We start from the raw sequence: 21,362 nt of genomic DNA, 5'->3' as shown, positions 1-21,362 counted from the left end.
ATTTCGGGAGATTTTGCATCTGCTCTTATACGTTGACCAAAATCCAAAAAACACCTATGAAAAAACAATTATTCCTTCTTCTGGCATTGCTATTAAGCTGGCAAGCCAATGCCTCACACATTCTCTGTCAGTCGATTACGCTCCAGTATGCCGGTAGCCCAAACACCTACGTATTAAAGGGTTACATGTACCGCGATTGTGCCGGGATTCCTTCTCCGACCAGTCTTCAAGTCTTCTATTCAGACTCAGTGGGAACCGGAAGCTCGCTCTATTGGGTTACTCTGCCGATCGTTAATCAGCAGATCATGCCGGTCTTTACCTGTGCGCCAACCGTTCCTTTCCTTTGTTCGAATGGCTTTGGCATTCAGATCACTGAATTTGCGGATACCATTGTCCTTCCCAATGCCAGTGACAACTGGAAATTCTGGATTTCCGAATGTTGCAGGAGCGCGGCCATAAGCACGATTAATAATCCTACTAGTGCCGGTGCCTTTTGCGAAGCTACGTTGGATAATCTCAATTATCCGACGAATAGTTTGCCTGACTTCAACACATTGAATGTTCCGATTTTCTGCCTCAACCAGCCAGCAGTTTATCCGAACACCGCTATTGAACCAGACGGAGACAGTATTGTGTATTCTCTGATTGGTCCAAGGGATAATCAAAACGTATCCAGTTATAACCCCTTCCCCATTGGATATTTTGGGCCTTACTCCCCGAATCAATTTATTGCTACCAATGCACCCATCTTTTTTGATTCAACCACCGGCGTATCTTCATTCACACCCGTTCTTCTTCAACAGGGTGTTTTGGTCGTGCTGGCTTCTGAATACAGAAACGGAGTGCTGATTGGTACCACCATGCGTGACATCAACGTGATGATTGTAGATGGTATCAACAACCCCAGCATTGTAACGGGTACCGTATACGTAGATGCTAATAATAACGGAAACAAGGATGTGAATGAATACGGCGTTGCGAATGAGTTTGTGCAGTCCAATCCTTTTTACGCCTATAACATCACTGATCCCACCGGACTCTACTCCATGTACATTGGCACCGGACCACATACGGTGGATTTGGCAAATATCGCTGCATGGTTTACTGTGAATCCGAATTCGTATAATTTTAATTTTAGTGCTGCGGGCAATATTTCCAATGCCAATGATTTTGCGCTAGTGCCGGTTCCGGGAACCACTGAAATGGAGATCACATTGAACGCGGCACCCGTTCGCCCCACCATCCGCACATTGGTGAACATCGATGTAAAAAATAACGGCAGTGATAATGCCGGAGGGGTGGTTACTTTTATCATGCCCGATAGTGTAGCGGTGGATAGTACTTCCATCACTCCATCTTCAGTTAGTGGAAACACACTCACCTGGACATTGCCCACTTTGTTTCCGTTACAAAATTATGACATCATCGTTTATGTAAAAGCAGACAGTGGACTCGTGATTGGTGATTCTGTTTATTTTCAGGCAGGACTTACAGTAACACCGGGAACAGATATTGACATCTCGAACAATACGTCAGATGGCTGGGCACGAGTTATTAATTCCTTCGACCCCAATATAAAATCAGCATTCCCAAGTGGCACCATTCCACAATCTTCCGTCATTGCCGGGGAACCCATCACCTACCGCATTGACTTTGAAAATACCGGAACCGCCAATGCACTAACGGTACGCATTACCGATGTTTTACCGACCGAATTAATGCTGAACACGGTTGAAGTACTTGCCTCCAGTCATAGTTATTCCAGCAGAATATTCTACCCACGTGAGTTAGAATTCTCCTTCAATAACATCAACCTCACACCAAATAGTGTTGATCCCGTGAACAGCAAGGGTTACATCATCCTGCGTGCAACGCCCTATCCAACTCTTCCGGTAGGTACGCTCATCTCCAATGAAGCAAGAATTTATTTCGACAACAACCTCCCTATTTTAACTCCAATGGCAGAAGTGATGATTGGCAACACCACCACCGGAATAGCCGAATTACTGAGTACAGCAGGACCATCCTTAAACATCAGTCCTAATCCTGCAAAAGACATCATCAATATCAGTCTTCCATCAGCAGCAGCGGGAAATTTTGAAGTACAGGTGTACACGTTACAAGGAAGAATAGTTAAAAAAGAGACCCTGCAAAACATAGAGCAAGGAGCCATTACAATGGATGTATCCAACCTTGCACCAGGGGCCTATATGATCATTGTACAAAACGAACAGAATGCCTGGAGCGGTCGTCTGGTAAGATAGTATAATTATTGTTTATTGGTTAGATTACAGGTTTCAATCCCGCCTCTATTTCCCGGAGGCGGGATTCCTGTTTTTAAAAGGCATTCCCTTTTTACACTTCTTTAAGCATTGTTAACTGATGATTCTTATAAAGTGGCAATCAGGAATATATAATACGTTAGTGAAACAGTATAGAGTGTATTCGTAGGTCATCATTACTGATATTGTTGTACCTTTGAAGTATAGGTATTATTGAATTATGAAAAACCTGGTGATCTTTATCTGTTTGGTTGTTTTCAATCGCTGTGCAAATGCACAAACAAATCTTGTTCCTAATCCGGGTTTTGAGAATTATGTAGTATGTCCGGTTAATTTGGGAGAGACGCATAAAGCCACAGGATGGTCTTCCTACAGTACATCACCGGATTTTTTCCATCAATGCAGTACCAATCCCTATTTATCTCCGCCAAAAGTGCAATTTGGCAATCAGGTTCCGCACAATGGAATAGGGTATATCGGATTAGCAACTTATCATAACAACACGTCAGTAATTACTAATAATTACAGAGAATTTTGTGGTGCTCAATTACTCTCTCCACTGCAAATCGGAACAACATATTATCTGTCTTTTTATACCGTTGCAACGGAGTTTGGTACAGGATACCTCACCAATAATTTAGGAATAAGACTTTTTACAAACCCTTATTCCATTGCTAATCCGGCGCCCATTGATAACTTCGCTCATTTAAAATTTGATACCATTGTTACTGATTCCATCAACTGGCAGCGGTTGAGTGGTTCGTTCATTGCCGATTCTGCCTATCAGTACATCTGTCTTGGAAATTTTTATGATTCATTGCATACCGACACCGTGGTTTTCGGATTTCCGAACGCCGGTTATTATTTTATAGATGATGTATGTGTAACCACTGATTCGCTTTATAACGAAACATGGACAGGAATCCAATACAGTGCACCTGCTGAAGTGAACATTTGGCCAAATCCTGTTCAGGGATTTTTAAACTATAAATCTGATCAACGCTTTGAAGAAATCAGATTGTATGATTACATGGGAAAACTACTATTTAGCGTGGCCACTGATTCGAAAGAAGGGAGCATTGGCATGGAAACACTTTCCGAAGGTATTTATTTCGCAACATTTATTAATGGGCGCAATAGTTCAATATATAAATGTATAAAAATCCGTGAATAGCCAGATCTCCATAAAAAACTCGAGTTTCTCAACGTTTAACCTGCAGTTTCCTAAAACCCATTTCTTCCTGTGCTATTGATTTTCATCCAGTAGAAATCTACTTCTTCACCAACCTCGTCACTACAGTATTGTCCTTGCTGTCGGTAAGGCGTAACAGATAGACGCCACTGTTAGTGACATCCGGTGTTAACGTGAAAGATTGCCGGCCCTGACTCACTTCCTGCATGGTTTCCCATACTTTCTTTCCATCTTGTGTAAACAATTCCGCCCGCAAAGTGGTGGACTCCGGAAATTCCATGAGAATACTCAACTCATCAATAAAAGGATTGGGACCGATAGTGTTTATTTTCAACTCTGTTAAAACTGTTGTACGGGTGACGGACTGCGGAGCAAAAGTTTCTGATTGTCCGTCATAGTCAATTTGTATGAGGCGATAATAGCTTGTGCCGTTGAAAGGTTCATCATCGGTGAAGGTATAAGAGCGGGCGACAGAACTATTCCCTGCTCCACTCACTCTGCCAATCTCTTCAAAAGAATATGCATCCCAACTGCGTTCCACTTTAAAGAAGTCGTTATTGATTTCGGAGGAGGTGGTCCACTTTACTCTTACTACATTCTCTTCCGGCGTTAACGAAAATGAAGTAAGTACTACTGGCAGTGGACTACTTCCCGCACTGTAGGGATTAAATGTGCTGAGCAGTGTCGCCGTTTCACCGGGACCACCTTTCGTTGCACCATTTGGAGTGAAGTTGGTTACTGAAGAAGAATTAGACGTTCCGTTCGCTCCACCGGCAACACTAATACTGATGGCCGGAAGATTTGTAATGGCCACATAACCTCCGCCACCGCCACCGCCTGCACCTTCTGCTTCAGCATCTGTAGTAAGATTCTGACTACCGCCAACACCTCCTTTCGCTTCAATGCTGATGCTACTTGTTGCACCTGTATGGTTGTAAATCAACACCGCACCACCACCACCGCCGCCGCCTGCTCCATCGCGCCCCTGGGGACCTGTTGTCGTCAGTGCTGCATCTCCATTGGAGAGTATGGATCCTGTTCCACTCACATTGTTTTTAACAAGGAGAAAAACAATTCCTCCACCATCAGCTCCGGGAGTGCCTGTTCCATTGTTGGAATCTCCGGCACCACCTCCGCCGCCCATAAATATTCTTCCTCCACTATAATCCAAAGGACGTCCTCCAAAGCCACCGCCATTTAAACGGTTGTCGCCACCCCAATCAGAATGACCGGGTCCCCTGGTAAGTTCGTTTCCATCATTCGAAGAATACGAATATCCTCCTCTTCCGCCACCTGTAGATGTATTGTTGGCAAAGCCTGCCGATTCAAGATTCCATGCTGTTGTCCAGTTGGCTACTGAATTATCCGGATTTCCATTTCCATTCCATGCTGCCGGACTTCCTGCATTCGCTCCACCACCACCGGCGCAGTTATGAGCGTTCCCACCTCCGCCACCGTTAGCCGGTGCATTTCTACAATATGCACCACTGCTAAGAGCGGATGCAAGACCTGCAATGCTTTCTCCCTTTTCGGCACCTTCATTTGAATCGGAAGAACGACGTTTGGAAGCATTGCCGGGTAAATTTGAATTTTGTTCTATTGATCCGCCTCTGAAACCTTTTCCATTAACATTGACACTACCATTCAAAGCAATGTTATTGGCAGACTCTACTGCTACGATTCCACCGGTTGATCCATTCCAGTCGGGACAAGTAATACTGGCTCCATTGTTAATGGTCAAGTCACTGTAACGCGGAACACGAATCACCTGCACTTTGCCGGAAGAAGTATACCCATACCTCAATCCATTGGCCAATGTAATGGTAGTTGAATTAGGTCGTGCACTTACTTTTGCAAATTCATAACGACCGCAATTATTGTAATTGGAAACACTACCATAGGATGAATTATCAGATGTGGAAATGGAAGCTCCCTGCATTTGAATGATAAGCACCAGGTCACCCGCTGCGAGCGAACCTGCAAAACGACTGTTAGCATTCAATGTAGATGATGCCACAGTCAAACTGGTACCTCCTGCAGATACATTGGAGGAAAGAGTAGTGTATTCGTTTACTATTGTATTTAAAGCGGTAATCGTTTTTGTTCCATCCTTCCCGGGATTGGCTAAAGCGGATTCGGAAGTGCCCAGATTATTAATGATAAAAAATGTAGCACCGGCAATCGCTGCAAAACTAAAAGCCAAGACCACTTTCCTCATGGAAATACTTTGCTTCTGAACCTGACGTAAATTTCTCCTCTTTGAACGGTATGACATTACTGGCTTTTTTATTACGTCATAGATACGTAAACCCGCTTGGTTTGTTTCAGAAAAAGCAACGGCGACCGGTTGTGTAAAGCGCTATTTACATTTTCTTAAGATGCTATTTATCAACAGTATGCAGAACAAAATACAGTGATTGAGAACCTGAATACTGGTGTAACTTTTCGCTTACAAAACCGTTTGATAAAATAATCTCTTGGTTTAGGAAGGCAAATAGTCTACCTTTGTACCATCAAAGCGTGGTTTCTATCGTTGATCAGCGTTCTTATACGCGTCACACGCAACCCTCCCGGTTTTAATAGAAATTACATCAAGGCTATCCGGAATCCAGTTTTACATTAAACCGGTTTTCATACGCCTGATCATCTGTATCGCAGTCGTGGCATGTTGCCATGGGCTAAAAACGATTATGGAATTAAAAAAATAATGACATTTAATGACTTACAACTGCTCCCACAAATTCTGGAAGCATTGCACGAAAAGGGCTATCGCGAGCCCACACCCGTACAGGAACAAACCATTCCTGCGGTAATGCGCGGCCGTGATGTACTTTCACTGGCACAAACAGGCACCGGTAAAACAGCGGCCTTCGCTCTTCCTATTCTTCACCGCCTCGGCACAATGACTCCTGCAAAGGGTATCAGTGTATTGGTACTGGCACCCACCCGGGAACTGGCGATACAGATCCACGATAACTTCAGCGCCTATGGGAAAACACTTCCTTTCAGAATGGCATTGTTGTATGGTGGTGTCGGACAAAATCCACAGGAACAAGCCTTGAAAAAACATCCTGCCATTGTTATTGCAACTCCGGGACGACTACTTGATCTCTACAGCCAGGGACATATTAAACTCAACACGATAACCACATTGGTACTGGATGAATGTGATCGTATGCTCGACATGGGCTTTGCGCGTGACCTGAACAAAATACTCGCACTTCTTCCCCGCGAACGCCAGACCCTGCTCTTCAGTGCGACGATGCCGGACGATATCCGGGCGATGGCTGAAAAGCACATGTCCGATCCCGTTAGAGTGCAGATTGTCACCAACGAAGAAAATCTTCCGAAAATCAGTCAGCGGATGTACTACGTTAACCGTGATCGTCGTCAGGATTTATTGCTGGATGTGATCGAAAAAGAACCTGCTGAACAGGCCCTCATCTTCACCCGTACAAAACGTGGTGCTGATCGTCTTTCAAAAGTACTTACAAAGGAAGGACATTCTGCCTCCGCTATTCATGGAGATAAATCACAAAGTCAACGGGAAAAAGCATTGAAAGCATTTAAAGCCGGACAATTAAAAATCCTCGTTGCTACAGATCTTGCTTCCAGAGGAATTGATGTCAAGGAAATGGATTTGGTGATCAATTACGATATGCCGGCAGACGGCGAGACGTATGTCCATCGCATTGGCCGTACAGGGCGTGCAGGAAGAGCAGGTGTCTCTGTCAGTTTCCGTGGTTATGATGATACAGATGTAGAGAAGGAACTCATAAAAAAGTATGGTGCCGAGCTGGAGATTATCCGATCACATGCCCACCTTCCCGATGGTGTATTGGTAGCTCCTGATCCGGCACATGCCCCCAAACGCGGACCCGGATTTAAGCGACCTTCGTCCCCTGCACCGGCTGCAAAACCCGCACGATCCTCCTCATTCGGTAAAAAAAGTAGTGGCTCGCGCTGGTAAACGAATCGCTATTTTATAGTAATTCAATTAATTAAAAAGTTTAGCTTTTTTTGGTGAAATTGGAAGTAATTATGGAAAATTAATTATTTTTCATGTGTTAAATCCATTCACATGAAAACTACACTGAAAATTATAAAAGGAACAGGTCTCTTAGTGATACTGTTCCTTTTTATTTTAAGTATTGTTGTCTTTGCAAAAAAGACAGAACCTTTGACGCACCCTATCCGAAAATAAGTGCAGTAAATGATTCTGCTGTGATCGCGAGAGGAAAAGAGCTGGTGTATGGTGCGGCGCATTGTGCCCATTGCCATGCTCCCATTTCCGAGTTGGACGCTATTGAACGTGGGGAAATAGTTCCATTGGCAGGTGGACATATATTCGATATCCCTCCTGCTAAAATTTACACTCCCAATATCACCTCCGATAAAGAAACAGGCATTGGCGCCTGGCCGGATAGTGTGATTGCCCGATCCCTTCGTTACGGTGTAGGACATGCCGGAAGTGCACTCGTCGACTTTATGCCCTTCCAGCATTTGAGTGATGCTGATCTCACCGCTGTCATCAGCTATTTAAAAACAGTACTTCCTGTAAAAAATAAAGTGCCTGAGACGGAATGGAAATTATTAGGCACTGTATTGAAAGCATTGGTCATAGAACCTACCGGCCCCACCATTGAAATTCCAAAACATGTGGCGCAAGGTGCTACGGTCGAATATGGAAAATACCTGGCGGAATCTGTCGCGAATTGCAGAGGATGTCATACCGAACGTGATTTAAAAACCGGGAAATACATCGGCACTCCCTATGCCGGAGGTTTCCATATGCCTTGTGAAGTGAATGCATCATTGGAAGTAGTTACTCCAAACATTACTTCTGATGCAACAACAGGCAAGCTGGCGAATTGGACGGAAGATGATTTTTTGCAACGCTTCCGAAAAGGTAAAGTGATTCATGAAAGCACCATGCCCTGGGGACCTTTCAGCAGATTAGCGGATGATGACCTGAGAGCCATTTACCGTTTCTTGAAAACCGTTCCACCTGTAACCAATGACCCCGGTCCGGTGCTGGTCAGTGTAAAATAATTTAATTGTATTTTTGAAAATGATCAACATTGCTACGGTTCGTAAACTGGCTCTATCGTTTGAAGGAACAACAGAAACTCCCCATTTTGAGAAAATTGCTTTCAAAGTAAAAAATAAAATCTTTATCACATTGAACAAAGAGCATCATCGTGCATGTGTCAAACTTTCTGCCATTGATCAAAGTGTATTTTGTTCCTATAATCCGCTCATCATCTATCCTGTACCCAATGCCTGGGGGAAACATGGCTGGACTTTAATCAATCTTAAAAAAGTACCTAAGGAAATGTTTCTGGATGCACTTACCACGGCCTATTGTCATGTAGCTCCGTTGAAACTTGCTGAAAAGCATCTGAATAAAATATGAGCAGAGATCCGGCACAAATGATTGACACCTGTTTCAAAATTAGATACATTCATTTTTAGTATCTTCGAATACTCAAAAAAATATCAAATGAAAAAAATTGTACTTACACTATTCATTGCTTCCTGGTTTGTTGGAGCCCAGGCTCAGGCTACAAAAGAAAATGCTGCAAAACCGGCAGAGGCTAAACCACGTGCAGCAGCTACTAATGAAAAAGCACCTGCCAAGTCGCCGGAAGAAATAGAAAAAATCTGGATGGAATACATGACTCCCGGTGAGGAACATGCTCAACTGGCTGCTGCTGAAGGAGACTGGAAAGAAGAAATTAAAATGTGGATGTCACCTGACGCAGAGCCCACGCAATCGACTGCAACTGTTGTGGTCAGCATGATTTTAGAAGGACGCTATCAAATGTCTATTCATCAGGGTGACTTTAACGGTATGCCTTTTCATGGACAAGGAATAACCGGGTATGATAAAGCATTAAAAAAATATGTTTCTACGTGGATAGACAATATGGGAACCGGTGTGTTATTCAGTACAGGGACCTTCAATCCTAAAGTGGGTGGTATAGAGTTCTTTGGCGAGCAAACTGATCCTACAACCGGAAAATTAATGAAAGTTCGTGAAGTGTATACAGTAAAAAGTGAAAGCGAACATTTTATGGAGATGTACAATACTCCTGCCGGTGGGAAAGAGTTTAAAAGCATGGAAATTCGAATGACGAAATAAGCTAAAAATAAATTTTATCTCCTTTTGAAAATAGAAAAGGCAACCTATAAACCAGGTTGCCTTTTTCTATTTAGATAAATCTTCCTATTTTGTTTTAATCAACTTCACCGTTTTCATTTCATTTCCCATTCGCACCACCATGAAGTACATTCCTTCGGCATTCTCGCTCATGTCAATGGAATATTGATAATTGCCTTTCTCTGCATCATTTTGTTCGGCTACTACCTGAACCAATTTTCCTGTAGCATCGCGCAGTTCCAGTTTAAGTGCGCCGGCTTCCTTCATTTCTACGATAGCATCGAAGCGGCTACTAAATGGATTGGGCTGGACACGTACAGATGCAAAGGTATTCTCTGAAGCATTGACCTTTGAAGCCACATTTCCTGCCAGTGCCAGTACTGTACAGTTATCAAACACCGTTACGAATTTAGAACCACTCTTTGCCCAGAAACCCGGATTCAAAGTGTGAAACGTACCCGCTCTCCAAACTACTTCTGAGCCGCTATTCATGACATAGGTGGTATTGTTTATCACTGAGTTAATTGCCAACACATCGGCAAACTCTCCATCATCATGTGTCCAGGAAGGGAAAGCCTTATTCGTTCCGGAAACCTCCAGCCCACTGATAGCAACACGTGAGGCTTCACTCGCGCTTTCATTATCTGCTGATCCGGCCGTTCCGGTTGATACACCATTATAAGTAATTGCAGGATTAGAGAAATAAGCCACCCGGGTACATCCGGAAGCACCACACGCATCCGAATAGGCCATTACAGTACGATAGTTTCCTGTTACTGTCTTTCCATGCCCGTAAGCATAAGGGGTATTGGTATTGTCCACAAACACATCATGACGGCATCCATACAGATGACCATACTCGTGTGGGAAAGTCAAATTTCCTACAGCACAGGTTCTATCCGTAACGCAGAACGCATCTGCGTAAACAGAAACAGAAACTGCCCAAGCCTCACCACAACCATTTGAAAGGCTGTTCACCAGCAAATGACAGAGATCAGCATCATAATAAATGCGCCAGTCAAATATATCATCCATAATACCATCTCCGTTAGTACGGAAATTTGTTTTGTCCGTAAATGAATTTCCGCTTTCTGCATAGGTGGTTTGGAAGGCACAGGCCAGTTCCACCTGAAAGTTCACAGCACTGTTTGTGAAAGACGTGTTGTTGGCCTGAATGCAGGATTCCGCAAAACCAATAGGATCTGCAAGTGCAGTACCCACATCATCCGTATAGGCAACGAGGCAACGTACTTTACAATTTCCTGCTTCGGGAGAACCATCGAAAATAACTTCACCGGTTTCGGGATCAACGTGCTCTCTCTCTTTTACTTTCTGCCCTTCTTTCAGCATATGCTGGTAACCTTCATCAGACTCATCGTGCGGAAAAGCCTGTACGTTTAGATGGATTAAAATATGTTTATCACCTGATAACGGATAAATCATATAGCTGTATTGATTATTCCCGATACGGGAAGTAATCATGCCATTGTGTTCGGTAACGATGAAATCACCACCCGGTTCAAATTTTCCGGAACCGGAAACCATCGAAGCGAAACTTTGGGTATAGGTCATCTGATCAATCAGCAGATTGGAATGATCAGGCAATGATAAGTTTAAAGAGGTGCTCTTCTTGTTTATCAGTGAAGCATCTACTTCTATATACCAGTACCCTGCTGTTGTTTCGTCATGTATAAGCGCATTCGCATGATGCTGTTGTTTTTCTGTAAGCAGAGGACGGTCAAGATAACGAATGAATTGTTGTGCAGAAACGAGTGACACGTTTAAGATCAGCAGCAACACTATCCATCCGCTAAACACCATCTTCCTTACTTGTTGTTTGTTTTTCATAGAGTAAGAATTGAGGGTTTAACCGGTTTACTTATTGTTTTCAATCGCTGACATACGCACTTGCAATTTTTCATTTAAATCCTGCAGCTTGTCATTTTGTTCTTTTAATTGAATGATGTAGAGTGTAAGCTCTTCTACTTTTTCCACCAATTTGGTTTGCATTGCACCCAGATCCACACCACCTTGTTCTTCAATTTGAGCAGCGGAAGGAATACCGGGCAAATGCTTATGCTGATTAATTTCTTTCTTCAACTGCTCCAGCGGCATCAGATCATATCCGTCTGCAAAAACATAATCCGGCCATGTTGCTTCCAATTCCACACGAACTTCTTCTGCTATCAGCTTTCCACCTATACATGCAATAAATCCTGTAGCGCCACCTGTAGTTCCAACGCGAATTTGAGAGGTATATACTTTTGTAGGGAAATATCCGCCCCAATTGCCTTCTGCAGTTGACGCACCACTGGCTGACCCGTAAACACCAATTCGGGTTCCGGCTGTACTACCTGATGCTGTACCATATAAACCATATGCAGTGCCTGTGTAAGTTGAACCGGAAGCTAAGCCTCTTGTACCAATATAGCCGGATTCTCCAAAAACCCCATAACCAATACCGGCACCACCAGAACTCTTTCCATAAACACCGCGACCATCGCTCGTTGCGCTTGTATGCTCACCATAAATTGCGGCTGATACAGAAGATGCGCTATCAGCAGAAGCATATATGCCATATATTTTTTTATTATCAGGATTGGAGCCATCCACATTTAAACGTGCAGTGCTCAATGTGCTGAATCCAACACCCACACTTCCATCTCCATCCACCTGAAAACGATTAGATCCACCTTTATCTGCTTCTATAAACTGAAAATCATTTGGAGAGCCGGCAGGGACTTTAATTTGAACAATGTCATTAGCTGAAGCAGGAGCACTGGTACGCTCAAAGTTGATAATTTGTCCTGTGCTTCCCACCACATTTGAAACTGCATTTAATGCCCTCAATGCGGTTCCGGCCTGAATATCCAGAAAATAACCCGGAGTAGATGTTCCTATTCCCACCTGACCGGCATTATCTACAACCAACCTCTCTCCTCCATTAAAAACACCCCAGTTACCTGTTGTTTGGTCGAATGAAGTCCAACAAGTACCTACCCCATTTACAGCATATCCATAAAATGGCTTTAAACCGGCTCCTGTCTGATTCACATACATTCCACCAAAACCACTTGCATTTGGACTTTGCACCACAAAATTTGCTGATCCTATCATGGTAGAAGTATTCAAGCCAAAATTATTTCCTGAATTAAAAATATTACTTCCTACTAATGCCGACCCATCCCATTTGGAAACAAAATTGGTCACATTAGCGCCTACCTTTGGATCCAACTCAGTAAATGAAGTTAGATATCCTGCCAGCGCATGATCACCCCAACCGAAAGCAGTGTTCCAATCAGATGATGTACCACCGGTAGCAGTAATTACCCCATTCACATGAAGCCTGGTTGAAGGTGTCTGTGTACCAATACCGACGTATCCATTGGTCTTGAGCAGCATCCTGACCTGATTATTGGTTTTAATTTTTAAAGGTTTACTGTCGCTTGTTCCGATATAATCGGTCGCGGAATTCGTTCCGGCATTACCTGTTAGCGACCAGCTTTGCGCATTCGTTTTGACGGAAAGCGTCATAAGACCTCCTGTCATCATCACTATTAATAGCTTTTTCATAGTAGGTTGATTAAATGATTAGGGGCGCAAACTACAAAACGTATAAATCATGTGCAACCCCCAAATGCGGTGAATATTCCTAACTCATTGATAGATATTTATGATAATTTTGACCTCACAGAAAATGATCCGTTCAAAAACACCCGCCCTCTCCTTTATTTTTATTACGCTGTTGATTGATATTATCGGATTGGGTATCATTATTCCGGTTACACCAAAGCTCATCCAGGAATTAACATCCTGTACCATCAGTGAAGCTTCTACATATGGCGGATGGCTCATGTTTTCCTATGCCATCATGCAATTTCTTTTCTCTCCCGTCATTGGTGGGTTGAGTGATCGCTATGGGAGAAGGCCCGTATTGCTTTTATCTCTCTTTGGCTTTGGACTCGATTATCTTTTTCTTGCCTTTGCACCCACTATCACATGGCTGTTTCTTGGTCGTTTGCTGGCCGGTGTTTTCGGTGCCAGTATCACTACAGCTACTGCTTATATTGCTGACATCAGCACTCCGGAAAAGCGTGCACAAAATTTCGGAATCGTTGGAATGGCTTTCGGTATAGGATTTATTATCGGTCCCGTGCTGGGAGGAATATTAGGACAATTTGGTTCACGGGTTCCCTTCCTCGCTGCGGCAGGACTCACCTTTCTCAACTGGCTCTATGGTTATTTCATTCTGCCAGAATCCTTACCGGTTGAAAATCGTCGTGCTTTCGATTGGAAAAGGGCCAACCCGATAGGATCGCTGAAAAATCTTGGACGCTACCCTGTAGTGCTTGGCTTAGTAGCATCATTGGTATTTGTTTATATCGCAGCGCATGCAGTACAAAGCACATGGTCTTACTTTACAATGGAACGTTTCAAATGGAACGAAGCCATGGTAGGATATTCGCTGGGGATGGCCGGCCTTTGTGTCGCCATTGTGCAGGGAGGACTTGTTCGCGTCATCAATCCAAAACTAGGACCCAGCCGCTCCGTATATGTGGGAATGATGTTATATGCCATCGGGCTCGCCTTATTTGCATTCAGTACAAAGGGCTGGATGATGTTCGCCTTCTTAATTCCTTATTGCCTCGGTGGAATTGCAGGACCCTCTTTGCAAGGGATCATCTCCAATCAGGTGCCGGCTAATGAGCAGGGAGAACTGCAGGGGGCATTGACAAGTCTCATCAGCATCACTTCTATCATCGGACCACTCCTGATGACGAACCTCTTCGCTTTCTTTACAGGGGAAAATGCTCCCGTTTATTTTCCCGGTGCTGCCTTTCTGGCAGGGTCACTACTGGTTACACTCAGCGGATTTATGGCCTGGCGTAGTTTGTCAGGAAGATTTTCGAAATGAAACACCATGAATTCTTTTTCATTCTTTACCTTTTCCGCTCAAAAAAGATTTTACATCCTCCATTCTTCGTCTTGAAACAGGAATGCGTACTCCACTTTTTAAAACCAGTTCTTCATTGTCAAGAGCAGTCACTTCCTTTGCATTTACCAGCGATGATTTATGAGACCGAAGAAAGCCGAAAGGTTGCAACATCTCGTCAACATCCTTCAACGTTTTACTCATGGTAAACTCTCTGCCATCCTTTGTATACACCAAGGTATAGTTATTATCACCTTTGCACCAGGTGATCTCGTCCGGTGCAATAAAATAAATACGGTTCCCGGTTTGCAATGATAATTTGAAACCGGTTTCATGACCACTTTTTACATTTTCAAATAATTGTTCATACAACTTTTGCATTTGTTCCAATGCAACGGGCTGTTCACGGAATCGTTCTACGGCCTTCTTTAGCTCATCCTCCTGAACCGGCTTCAAGAGATAATCCAGTGCACTAAAACGTAAAGCTTTGATCGCGTACTGACTGAATGCTGTGGTAAAAATAACGGCAAAATTTCGTTCCTTTATCTTTTCCAAAAATTCAAACCCATTCATTTGTGGCATCTCGATATCGAGAAAAAGTAATTGCGGATGTTGTTCATTGATCAGCATCATCGCTTCAGCAGGATCAGAGGTAGCCCATATCTGAGTAATATCGGGAATATACCGCTCAATGCTTTCACGCAGTTGGGTCAGTGATGCCTTTTCATCATCCAATATCAATGCTCTAATCATAATTGCGCCACAGGTAATGTCAGTTCTACAATGGTACCACTACTATTTTCTTCCGGAATTTTATCAATAATACGAATTGTCTGATGATCCTCGAGTTTATACCGTAACAATTGCAACCTTTCCTCGGTAATAGCCATTCCTTTTGAAACATGCTTAGAGGTATTCTCTTTCTTTTGTGCTGCCATCGCTCTGCCTATTCCATTGTCATCAATAATACAATGCATTTGATGATGATTTTCAACCATAGAAAAACGAATAGCAATTCTTTTATCATTTTCCTTAGTAGATAATCCATGCCAAACGGCATTTTCTACGAAGGGTTGAATGACCAGTGAAGGTATTGAAATTTCTTCTTCAGCCGTATCCATATCACATGTAACCGAATAATTAAAATTATCGCCAAGTCGCATTTTTTCAAGAGATAGATACAGGTTAAGGAACTGGATTTCTTCTTCCAATTCTATAAACTGTCGGTCCGAAAAATCCAGCACTTGTCTCAATAACTTTGCAAACCGAAGGAGATAATCGGCCGCCTTTTCTTTTTCTCCCTGCTGAACAAGATGTAAAATGGAGTTCAGGCAATTATAGATGAAGTGCGGATTCATCTGTGTACGCAACACTTTCAATTGCAACAGTTGATTGATGCGCAGAATCTCATCGCGCTGTTCCGTTAATTGCCCGTTAAGTGCATCAAGTGCTTTGATATGCCGTTGCTTGTTTCGGTAATTATTCAAAACCATCGCTAACAAGACAAACAATAATGCGATCAATACAGATCCGCCTATCAGCTGCCGGTTCTTCGCTTTTAAGGTGAGCAATTGCAGATCATTTTCGGCTGTCAAACGTGCGTTTTCCTCTTCCTTAATGGACGTTTGAAATTCCTTGTCTTTCTCAATCAGCAGTTCATCCGTCTGAAGTTTTCGCAGACTATCTTTCGCTTGCTCTAAGCGAAAATGATAGTGATAGGCGTCTTTATAATTACCCGATGCAGCATAGGCATCACTGATAAATCCTAGCAACTGTACCTGCAAATCCAAATCCTTATGTTCTTCATTGTAGGCAAGACCCTTTTTATAAATTTCGATCGCTTCTCCATTTCGCCCTGTAGAGATAAGAATAAACCCAAGTGTATTGTAATAATTTCCGATAATCAATGGAGTGAGGTACGGGAGACTACTCTCTATTTCCCGAACTTGTTGCTCAGCCTCTTTCCATTTTCCCAACTCCAGCAATGCGGCCGCCGAATTGAGTAACACGGTTGTTTCTAAAACTTTATTATTTCCGGGTGAAAATTTTCTGGCTATCTTGTAATAGTGAATCGCCGAATCATATTGATGTGTATGCACATAATGATAATTCGCAATGCCGGAATAAGCAACAGAGCGCATCAGCGAGTCTCCGTCCGCAAATTTCAATGCTATTTTTCGATAATTGTAGCTATCCTCGTAAAAATCAAGTGCAGTAAGATTTCTTGCAATCATGTTGGCGCAAAGACTTTTCCGAACAGCATCCTTCATTTCATGAGCCAGATTAAAAGCTTTCTGAAGCAGTTGATTCGCTTCCTTGATTTTAAACTCATCAAACAGAAATTTACTTTGCAGCATTAAGTATTCATAGTTTACCAGCCTGTTCTTGCCCTGATATTTTTGAATGGCATTAAAAACAGTGCGCGCGGAATCAGCATTTTTTGCACAGTAGAGCAAATCGCTTTTGAATACTTGAATCAAGATACTGCGTTCCTCATTTGAAGGATAGGGAAGAGCATTGAGCTCAAGAAAAATCTTTAGGGCGTCATCACAGGCATTTTTATAGATATCCATTTTTGCCTCCAGCAATGCCTTGCTCCAACGCGATTCCTGCGCTGCCTGAGGTCTTTCCTGCAACACTTCGCCGGCAAGAGAAAAGGATAAACTGAACAGATTGAGGAAGAAAACAAGCAATTGGAATCGGATTTTCATAACGCTGTGCAGTTCCCCAAATTACAAAAAATAGCAATACCCGACCGTTTCCTCAAACAAAATACCGTTCCCTAAAAGTTAGGTGAAATCGCCGGGCCAAAGGGATAAGTTTGAACAATAATTTAAACAGCTATGAAAAACCTACTTCTATTCACTGCATTAATACTGGCGTCGAACGCTGTAAATGCACAGTCCTGGTCCCTCTCGGGGAATGCAGGAACAACCGCCTCCCAATATCTGGGTACCAGCGACAATCTTGATCTACGCATAAAAACCAATAACAGTACAAGATTAACTGTAGGCGCTACCGGTAAGTTGGGTATTAATACGAGTATTGATACGAAATATCGTCTACTCGTAGCCGATCAATTGCCTCTGGCCACCAGTCAGAACCTGATCTATGGGTCAGTGACCGGCCGTTTCTCCAACTCCACCGGTACACTCGCTGCCAATGGATACTTAGGTGCATTTTGCAATGCGACATTAGGCATCGGCACTTTTCCGACGGGTTTAAAGTATGTCGGTGTCCTCGGTGTAAAAGAAGATGATAGCAGTGTTGGTGCAGGTGTCATGGGTTGGAATAAAAACACCAATGCAGGAAATATTCACTATGGTGTATATGGTATGGCAACAGGAATAAGCAGTGGTGTCGCTGCTCTAACGGACAGGAATATCGGTGTATATGGATCTGCGATGGGCAGCTATAAAAATATTGGGGTGTATGGAAATGCAAGCGGAGCGGGAGATTGGGCAGCCTATTTCAACGGACGTGGCTATTACTCCGACCGTTTAGGTGTGGGTATTGAGGATCCAAGTAGCATGTTACATATAAATACCGGATCAGGAACAAGTCCCTTCCGTATATCAGTAAACAGTACTACTAAGGTGCTGGTAAACTCTTCCGGTAATATGGGAATCGGCACCCAGTCTCCGGGGGTGAAACTTCATCTTAGTGGTACCGGTGAACTACTGCGCCTCAATGCTACAGCTCCCTCCATGACCTTTCATAACTCCAACGTAGCAAAGGCATTTATGCAATGCGATCAGGGAAATCTGAATCTGGGTTTAAGTGCAAACAATACGAGTGGTAACATGTACTTCTATGCCAACAATGTGGTGAGAATGTCGATGATGAATAATGGAAACTTTGGATTAGGTACTGCAAGTCCGACTGCAAAATTGCAAATTCATACCAATGCAGAAGCAATCGGATTAAGAGGGGCGGACGCTTTCCTTCAATTTTACAATAACAGCAATGTTGCAGTGAGTTTTATACAGTCTACAACTGCAGATTTGAAGATTGGTACCGCATCAGGAAACACCACAGGCGATCTGATCTTCAGAACAAATGCCGGGGATGCGCTCCGTATCAACGAAGATGGTGATGTAATGATTGGCACCAACTCTCCCGCAAGCGGATATATGCTCTCTGTAGCAGGTAAGGTCATGTGCGAAGAGTTGCGCGTTCGTCTCGAAAACTCCTGGCCGGATTATGTGTTCAGCGATAACTACAACTTGATGAGTATTGATGAGCTGGCGAAAAATGTTGAAGAAAACCATCATCTTCCCGGACTCCCTTCCGCTTCTCAAATAGAAGAAGAAGGCAGCTACCATGTTGGTGAAATGCAGCAAAAATTATTGGAAAAAGTGGAAGAACTTACACTCTATATCATTCAGTTAAATGACAGTAACAAAGCATTGAAAGCAGAACTGGATGCGTTAAAAAAGAATTAATCCTTTTAAAACGTAACTCCATGAAAAACAAAAATTATAGCGCAGCCCTCTTACTATTCGGAATAGTATTGCTGTCAACACATATCACCAGCGCTCAACTGAGCAAGGGACCCCGTGCGGAACTTGCTGCCATTACAAAAACCAATCCTGCTACAGGCTGGATTTATTTTAAAGACAACCTGCAACTTACTCCGGAAGCATTGTTTCATCAGCACAAGCAAGCCTTTGCTTTAAATGCGGATGATGAAATGCGGTTCGACAGAAGTATGGAGATGCACCTTACCGGTATGCAACAGTACAAATACCAGCAATATTACAAGAATATAAAAGTGCATGGTGCGGTGGCCAATCTCTACCTGAAAGATGGAATCGTAGTAAAAGCAAACGGACGCCTGGTACATGATCTCCATAAAAACATCATCCCGTCCATTGGAGAAGATAAAGCACTGGCTTCAGCGCTGGCCCATCTCCCGGCAACTGATTATGGCTGGACCGACATTCGCTATGTTGAACGCTACAGAAAATCAAAGAAGGATCCGGCGGCCGACCCTCGCCTCACGGTGAATTAATGTTTATGTATAAAAGAGAACGTTCGGGTTATAGTGCAGAAGACTATCGTCTTTGCTGGAAATTTGATGTGCCGATGACGAGATCCACATCGTATACGGTCTTTGTAGATGCAGAGGATGCCAGTATCATCAACAAACTACCGCTTACGCATAGCTGTGGACCCACCAATGTTACTACTCCCTTTAACGGTGTGCAAACGATCTACACGTCGCAGCGAAACACTTGCAACAACTCTCAATATTGGGAATTGACGGATGATTGCGGTGTGCTGATAGAAATCATCGATGATAATTTTGGCGGCACCGAAACGCCGATATGTAACAGCAGCAGTTCCAATACATGGCCGGTAAATACCGGCGGAGCAGGCGATGGTATGCAGTTAAATTTTGGAATGAGAAAAACGTATAATTTCTTCCTTTCCTATTTTAGCTGGAACAGTTATGACGATGCCGGTGGATCACTCGACTGCAGAATTAAATATGAATTCACCGACGACAATGGAAATCCTACAGGTAACAATGCCAGTTACGATTCTTTCAATGAAGATTTTGATTTTGGATATGGGACTTCAGGAACTGACGCTACTGATTCCTACACAACACTGGATATCGTGGGTCACGAGTTTACGCATGGAGTGGATGATTATACAGCCGATCTTGATTATCAGGATGAGTCGGGTGCGATGGATGAGTCCTTCGCAGATATCTTTGGTGAAGTGGTGGAAGTCTATACAGAAGGCACTCAACCCGCAGGCGTTGCCTGGAAAGTCGGAAACGATAAAAGCACCGGATCCATACGGAATATGGCCGATCCCATCAGCTTCGGCGATCCCGATACCTATCTTGGTACCAACTGGTACTCCGGATCAAATGATAACGGTGGTGTACATACGAATAGCGGTGTGCAGAACCACTGCTTCTACCTGATGTGTGAAGGCGGAAGCGGTTACAACAGCAATGGAGACTACTACAACGTGTCGGCCATAGGTATTGCGGATGCCAAAGAAATCGCCTTTCTCGCTCACCAATATCTTTGGGGAACGGCAGATTATATCGACGGACGCGATGCATGGCTGGAGGCCGCAAGCGATATTTATGGCTCATGCTCCAGTCAGGCTATTCAGACCGGCAATGCATGGTATGCCGTGGGTGTAGGAGCGCAGAGTCCTTTCAATACACAATTAGTTATGGGCACGATCGTGGCGCTGGTGGCTGATGCTACCAATCAGGCCATTGAAAGTGTAATTACAACAGGAACTGTAGAAATTGTTTCCACATCCGGGAGCCTCTTCGAAGCACGGTTCCTTGCAGGTGTAGATGTTACGTTAAATGTGGGATTCACCGCAGCCAGTGGAACTGCTTTTTTAGCGGACATCAATCCCTGCTCCATCACCTTGCACACTGCCTTGCGAACTCTTCCTCCACCGGCTGTTATGCCATCCTCCATTGAAAAAGTGAAAGAAACGACTGAGGTATTAAAGATAACTGCATCTCCCAATCCGTTTAAGGAAATGTTACGCCTGGATTTCGAAAGCGACGCTTCCCTGGACGATGCTACGATTACCGTATTCGACCTTAACGGAAGAATTGTCTATAAAGAAGAAAATATAGCCATCAGCACAGGTCAGAACTCGAAACTCCTTGAGTTATCGCTCCTGCAAGATGGTGTTTACTTTCTGGAAGTAAGTCATGTTACCGGACGACTTGCCCGAAATAAAGTGATAAAAATGAAATAAAACAATCCGATTTTTTAAATAATGGAACCCGGCAGGAAATTT

At 43.5% G+C, this 21,362-nt stretch carries 15 protein-coding genes; 10 read left to right on the top strand and 5 right to left on the bottom strand.

Annotated elements, in window-relative coordinates:
- Positions 1-56: 56 nt before the first annotated feature.
- Positions 57-2,264 (top strand): T9SS type A sorting domain-containing protein, encoded by a 2,208-nt coding sequence (locus IPJ86_15445; GenBank protein ID MBK7888616.1) that lies wholly within the window; start codon positions 57-59, stop codon positions 2,262-2,264.
- 238 nt (positions 2,265-2,502) lie between these two features.
- Positions 2,503-3,456, top strand: a complete 954-nt coding sequence (locus IPJ86_15440) for a T9SS type A sorting domain-containing protein (protein MBK7888615.1) — start codon at positions 2,503-2,505, stop codon at positions 3,454-3,456.
- A gap of 97 nt (positions 3,457-3,553) precedes the next feature.
- Here IPJ86_15440 and IPJ86_15435 read toward each other — a convergent pair whose 3' ends face one another.
- Entirely contained in the window at positions 3,554-5,749 is a 2,196-nt protein-coding gene (locus IPJ86_15435) for a T9SS type A sorting domain-containing protein (protein ID MBK7888614.1), read from the bottom strand.
- 432 nt (positions 5,750-6,181) lie between these two features.
- On the opposite strand from IPJ86_15435, the gene IPJ86_15430 reads away from it, so the two are divergent.
- The 4 genes from IPJ86_15430 (at position 6,182) to IPJ86_15415 (ending at position 9,619) form a co-directional block, all read left to right on the top strand.
- Entirely contained in the window at positions 6,182-7,444 is a 1,263-nt protein-coding gene (locus IPJ86_15430; protein ID MBK7888613.1) for a DEAD/DEAH box helicase, read from the top strand.
- Between the two features lie 254 nt (positions 7,445-7,698).
- A complete protein-coding gene (locus IPJ86_15425) occupies positions 7,699-8,526 on the top strand; it encodes a cytochrome c (GenBank protein ID MBK7888612.1) in 828 nt (275 codons plus the stop codon).
- Positions 8,527-8,545: 19 nt separating this feature from the next.
- The gene (locus IPJ86_15420; protein ID MBK7888611.1) at positions 8,546-8,890 is read left to right on the top strand and encodes an MmcQ/YjbR family DNA-binding protein; all 345 of its coding nucleotides are present in this window, start codon (positions 8,546-8,548) and stop codon (positions 8,888-8,890) included.
- Positions 8,891-8,977: 87 nt separating this feature from the next.
- Positions 8,978-9,619: a DUF1579 domain-containing protein gene (locus IPJ86_15415; protein MBK7888610.1), complete on the top strand. Its 642-nt coding sequence runs from the start codon at positions 8,978-8,980 to the stop codon at positions 9,617-9,619.
- Between the two features lie 84 nt (positions 9,620-9,703).
- Here the strand turns inward: IPJ86_15415 and IPJ86_15410 are convergent, their stop codons facing one another.
- Both IPJ86_15410 and IPJ86_15405 read right to left on the bottom strand, forming a co-directional pair.
- Positions 9,704-11,485 carry a T9SS type A sorting domain-containing protein gene (locus IPJ86_15410; protein ID MBK7888609.1) on the bottom strand — a complete coding sequence of 594 codons (1,782 nt, stop codon included), beginning with the start codon at positions 11,483-11,485 and terminating at the stop codon, positions 9,704-9,706.
- A gap of 27 nt (positions 11,486-11,512) precedes the next feature.
- On the bottom strand, positions 11,513-13,210 hold the full coding sequence (locus tag IPJ86_15405) for a hypothetical protein (GenBank protein MBK7888608.1): 1,698 nt from the start codon (positions 13,208-13,210) through the stop codon (positions 11,513-11,515).
- A 124-nt stretch (positions 13,211-13,334) separates the two neighbouring features.
- Between IPJ86_15405 and IPJ86_15400 the strand changes: the two genes are divergently transcribed.
- The gene (locus tag IPJ86_15400) at positions 13,335-14,552 is read left to right on the top strand and encodes a TCR/Tet family MFS transporter (GenBank protein MBK7888607.1); all 1,218 of its coding nucleotides are present in this window, start codon (positions 13,335-13,337) and stop codon (positions 14,550-14,552) included.
- Positions 14,553-14,570: 18 nt separating this feature from the next.
- Here IPJ86_15400 and IPJ86_15395 read toward each other — a convergent pair whose 3' ends face one another.
- Both IPJ86_15395 and IPJ86_15390 read right to left on the bottom strand, forming a co-directional pair.
- On the bottom strand, positions 14,571-15,323 hold the full coding sequence (locus IPJ86_15395; protein MBK7888606.1) for a response regulator transcription factor: 753 nt from the start codon (positions 15,321-15,323) through the stop codon (positions 14,571-14,573).
- The gene (locus IPJ86_15390) at positions 15,320-17,281 is read right to left on the bottom strand and encodes a histidine kinase (GenBank protein MBK7888605.1); all 1,962 of its coding nucleotides are present in this window, start codon (positions 17,279-17,281) and stop codon (positions 15,320-15,322) included. The genes IPJ86_15395 and IPJ86_15390 overlap by 4 nt, the downstream gene beginning before the upstream one ends.
- A 132-nt stretch (positions 17,282-17,413) precedes the next feature.
- Here IPJ86_15390 and IPJ86_15385 point away from each other — a divergent pair, with 132 nt between their 5' ends.
- The 3 genes from IPJ86_15385 to IPJ86_15375 are packed head-to-tail and all read left to right on the top strand — an operon-like array spanning position 17,414 to position 21,320.
- Positions 17,414-19,015, top strand: a complete 1,602-nt coding sequence (locus IPJ86_15385; protein MBK7888604.1) for a hypothetical protein — start codon at positions 17,414-17,416, stop codon at positions 19,013-19,015.
- 20 nt (positions 19,016-19,035) lie between these two features.
- Positions 19,036-19,584: a hypothetical protein gene (locus IPJ86_15380; GenBank protein ID MBK7888603.1), complete on the top strand. Its 549-nt coding sequence runs from the start codon at positions 19,036-19,038 to the stop codon at positions 19,582-19,584.
- A 5-nt stretch (positions 19,585-19,589) separates the two neighbouring features.
- Positions 19,590-21,320: a M4 family metallopeptidase gene (locus tag IPJ86_15375; GenBank protein ID MBK7888602.1), complete on the top strand. Its 1,731-nt coding sequence runs from the start codon at positions 19,590-19,592 to the stop codon at positions 21,318-21,320.
- Positions 21,321-21,362: the final 42 nt, after the last annotated feature.

The sequence above is a fragment of the Bacteroidota bacterium genome, from assembly GCA_016713925.1.
In the GTDB taxonomy this organism is placed as follows: domain Bacteria; phylum Bacteroidota; class Bacteroidia; order AKYH767-A; family OLB10; genus JAJTFW01.
This window is presented reverse-complemented; position numbering and strand designations above follow the sequence as displayed.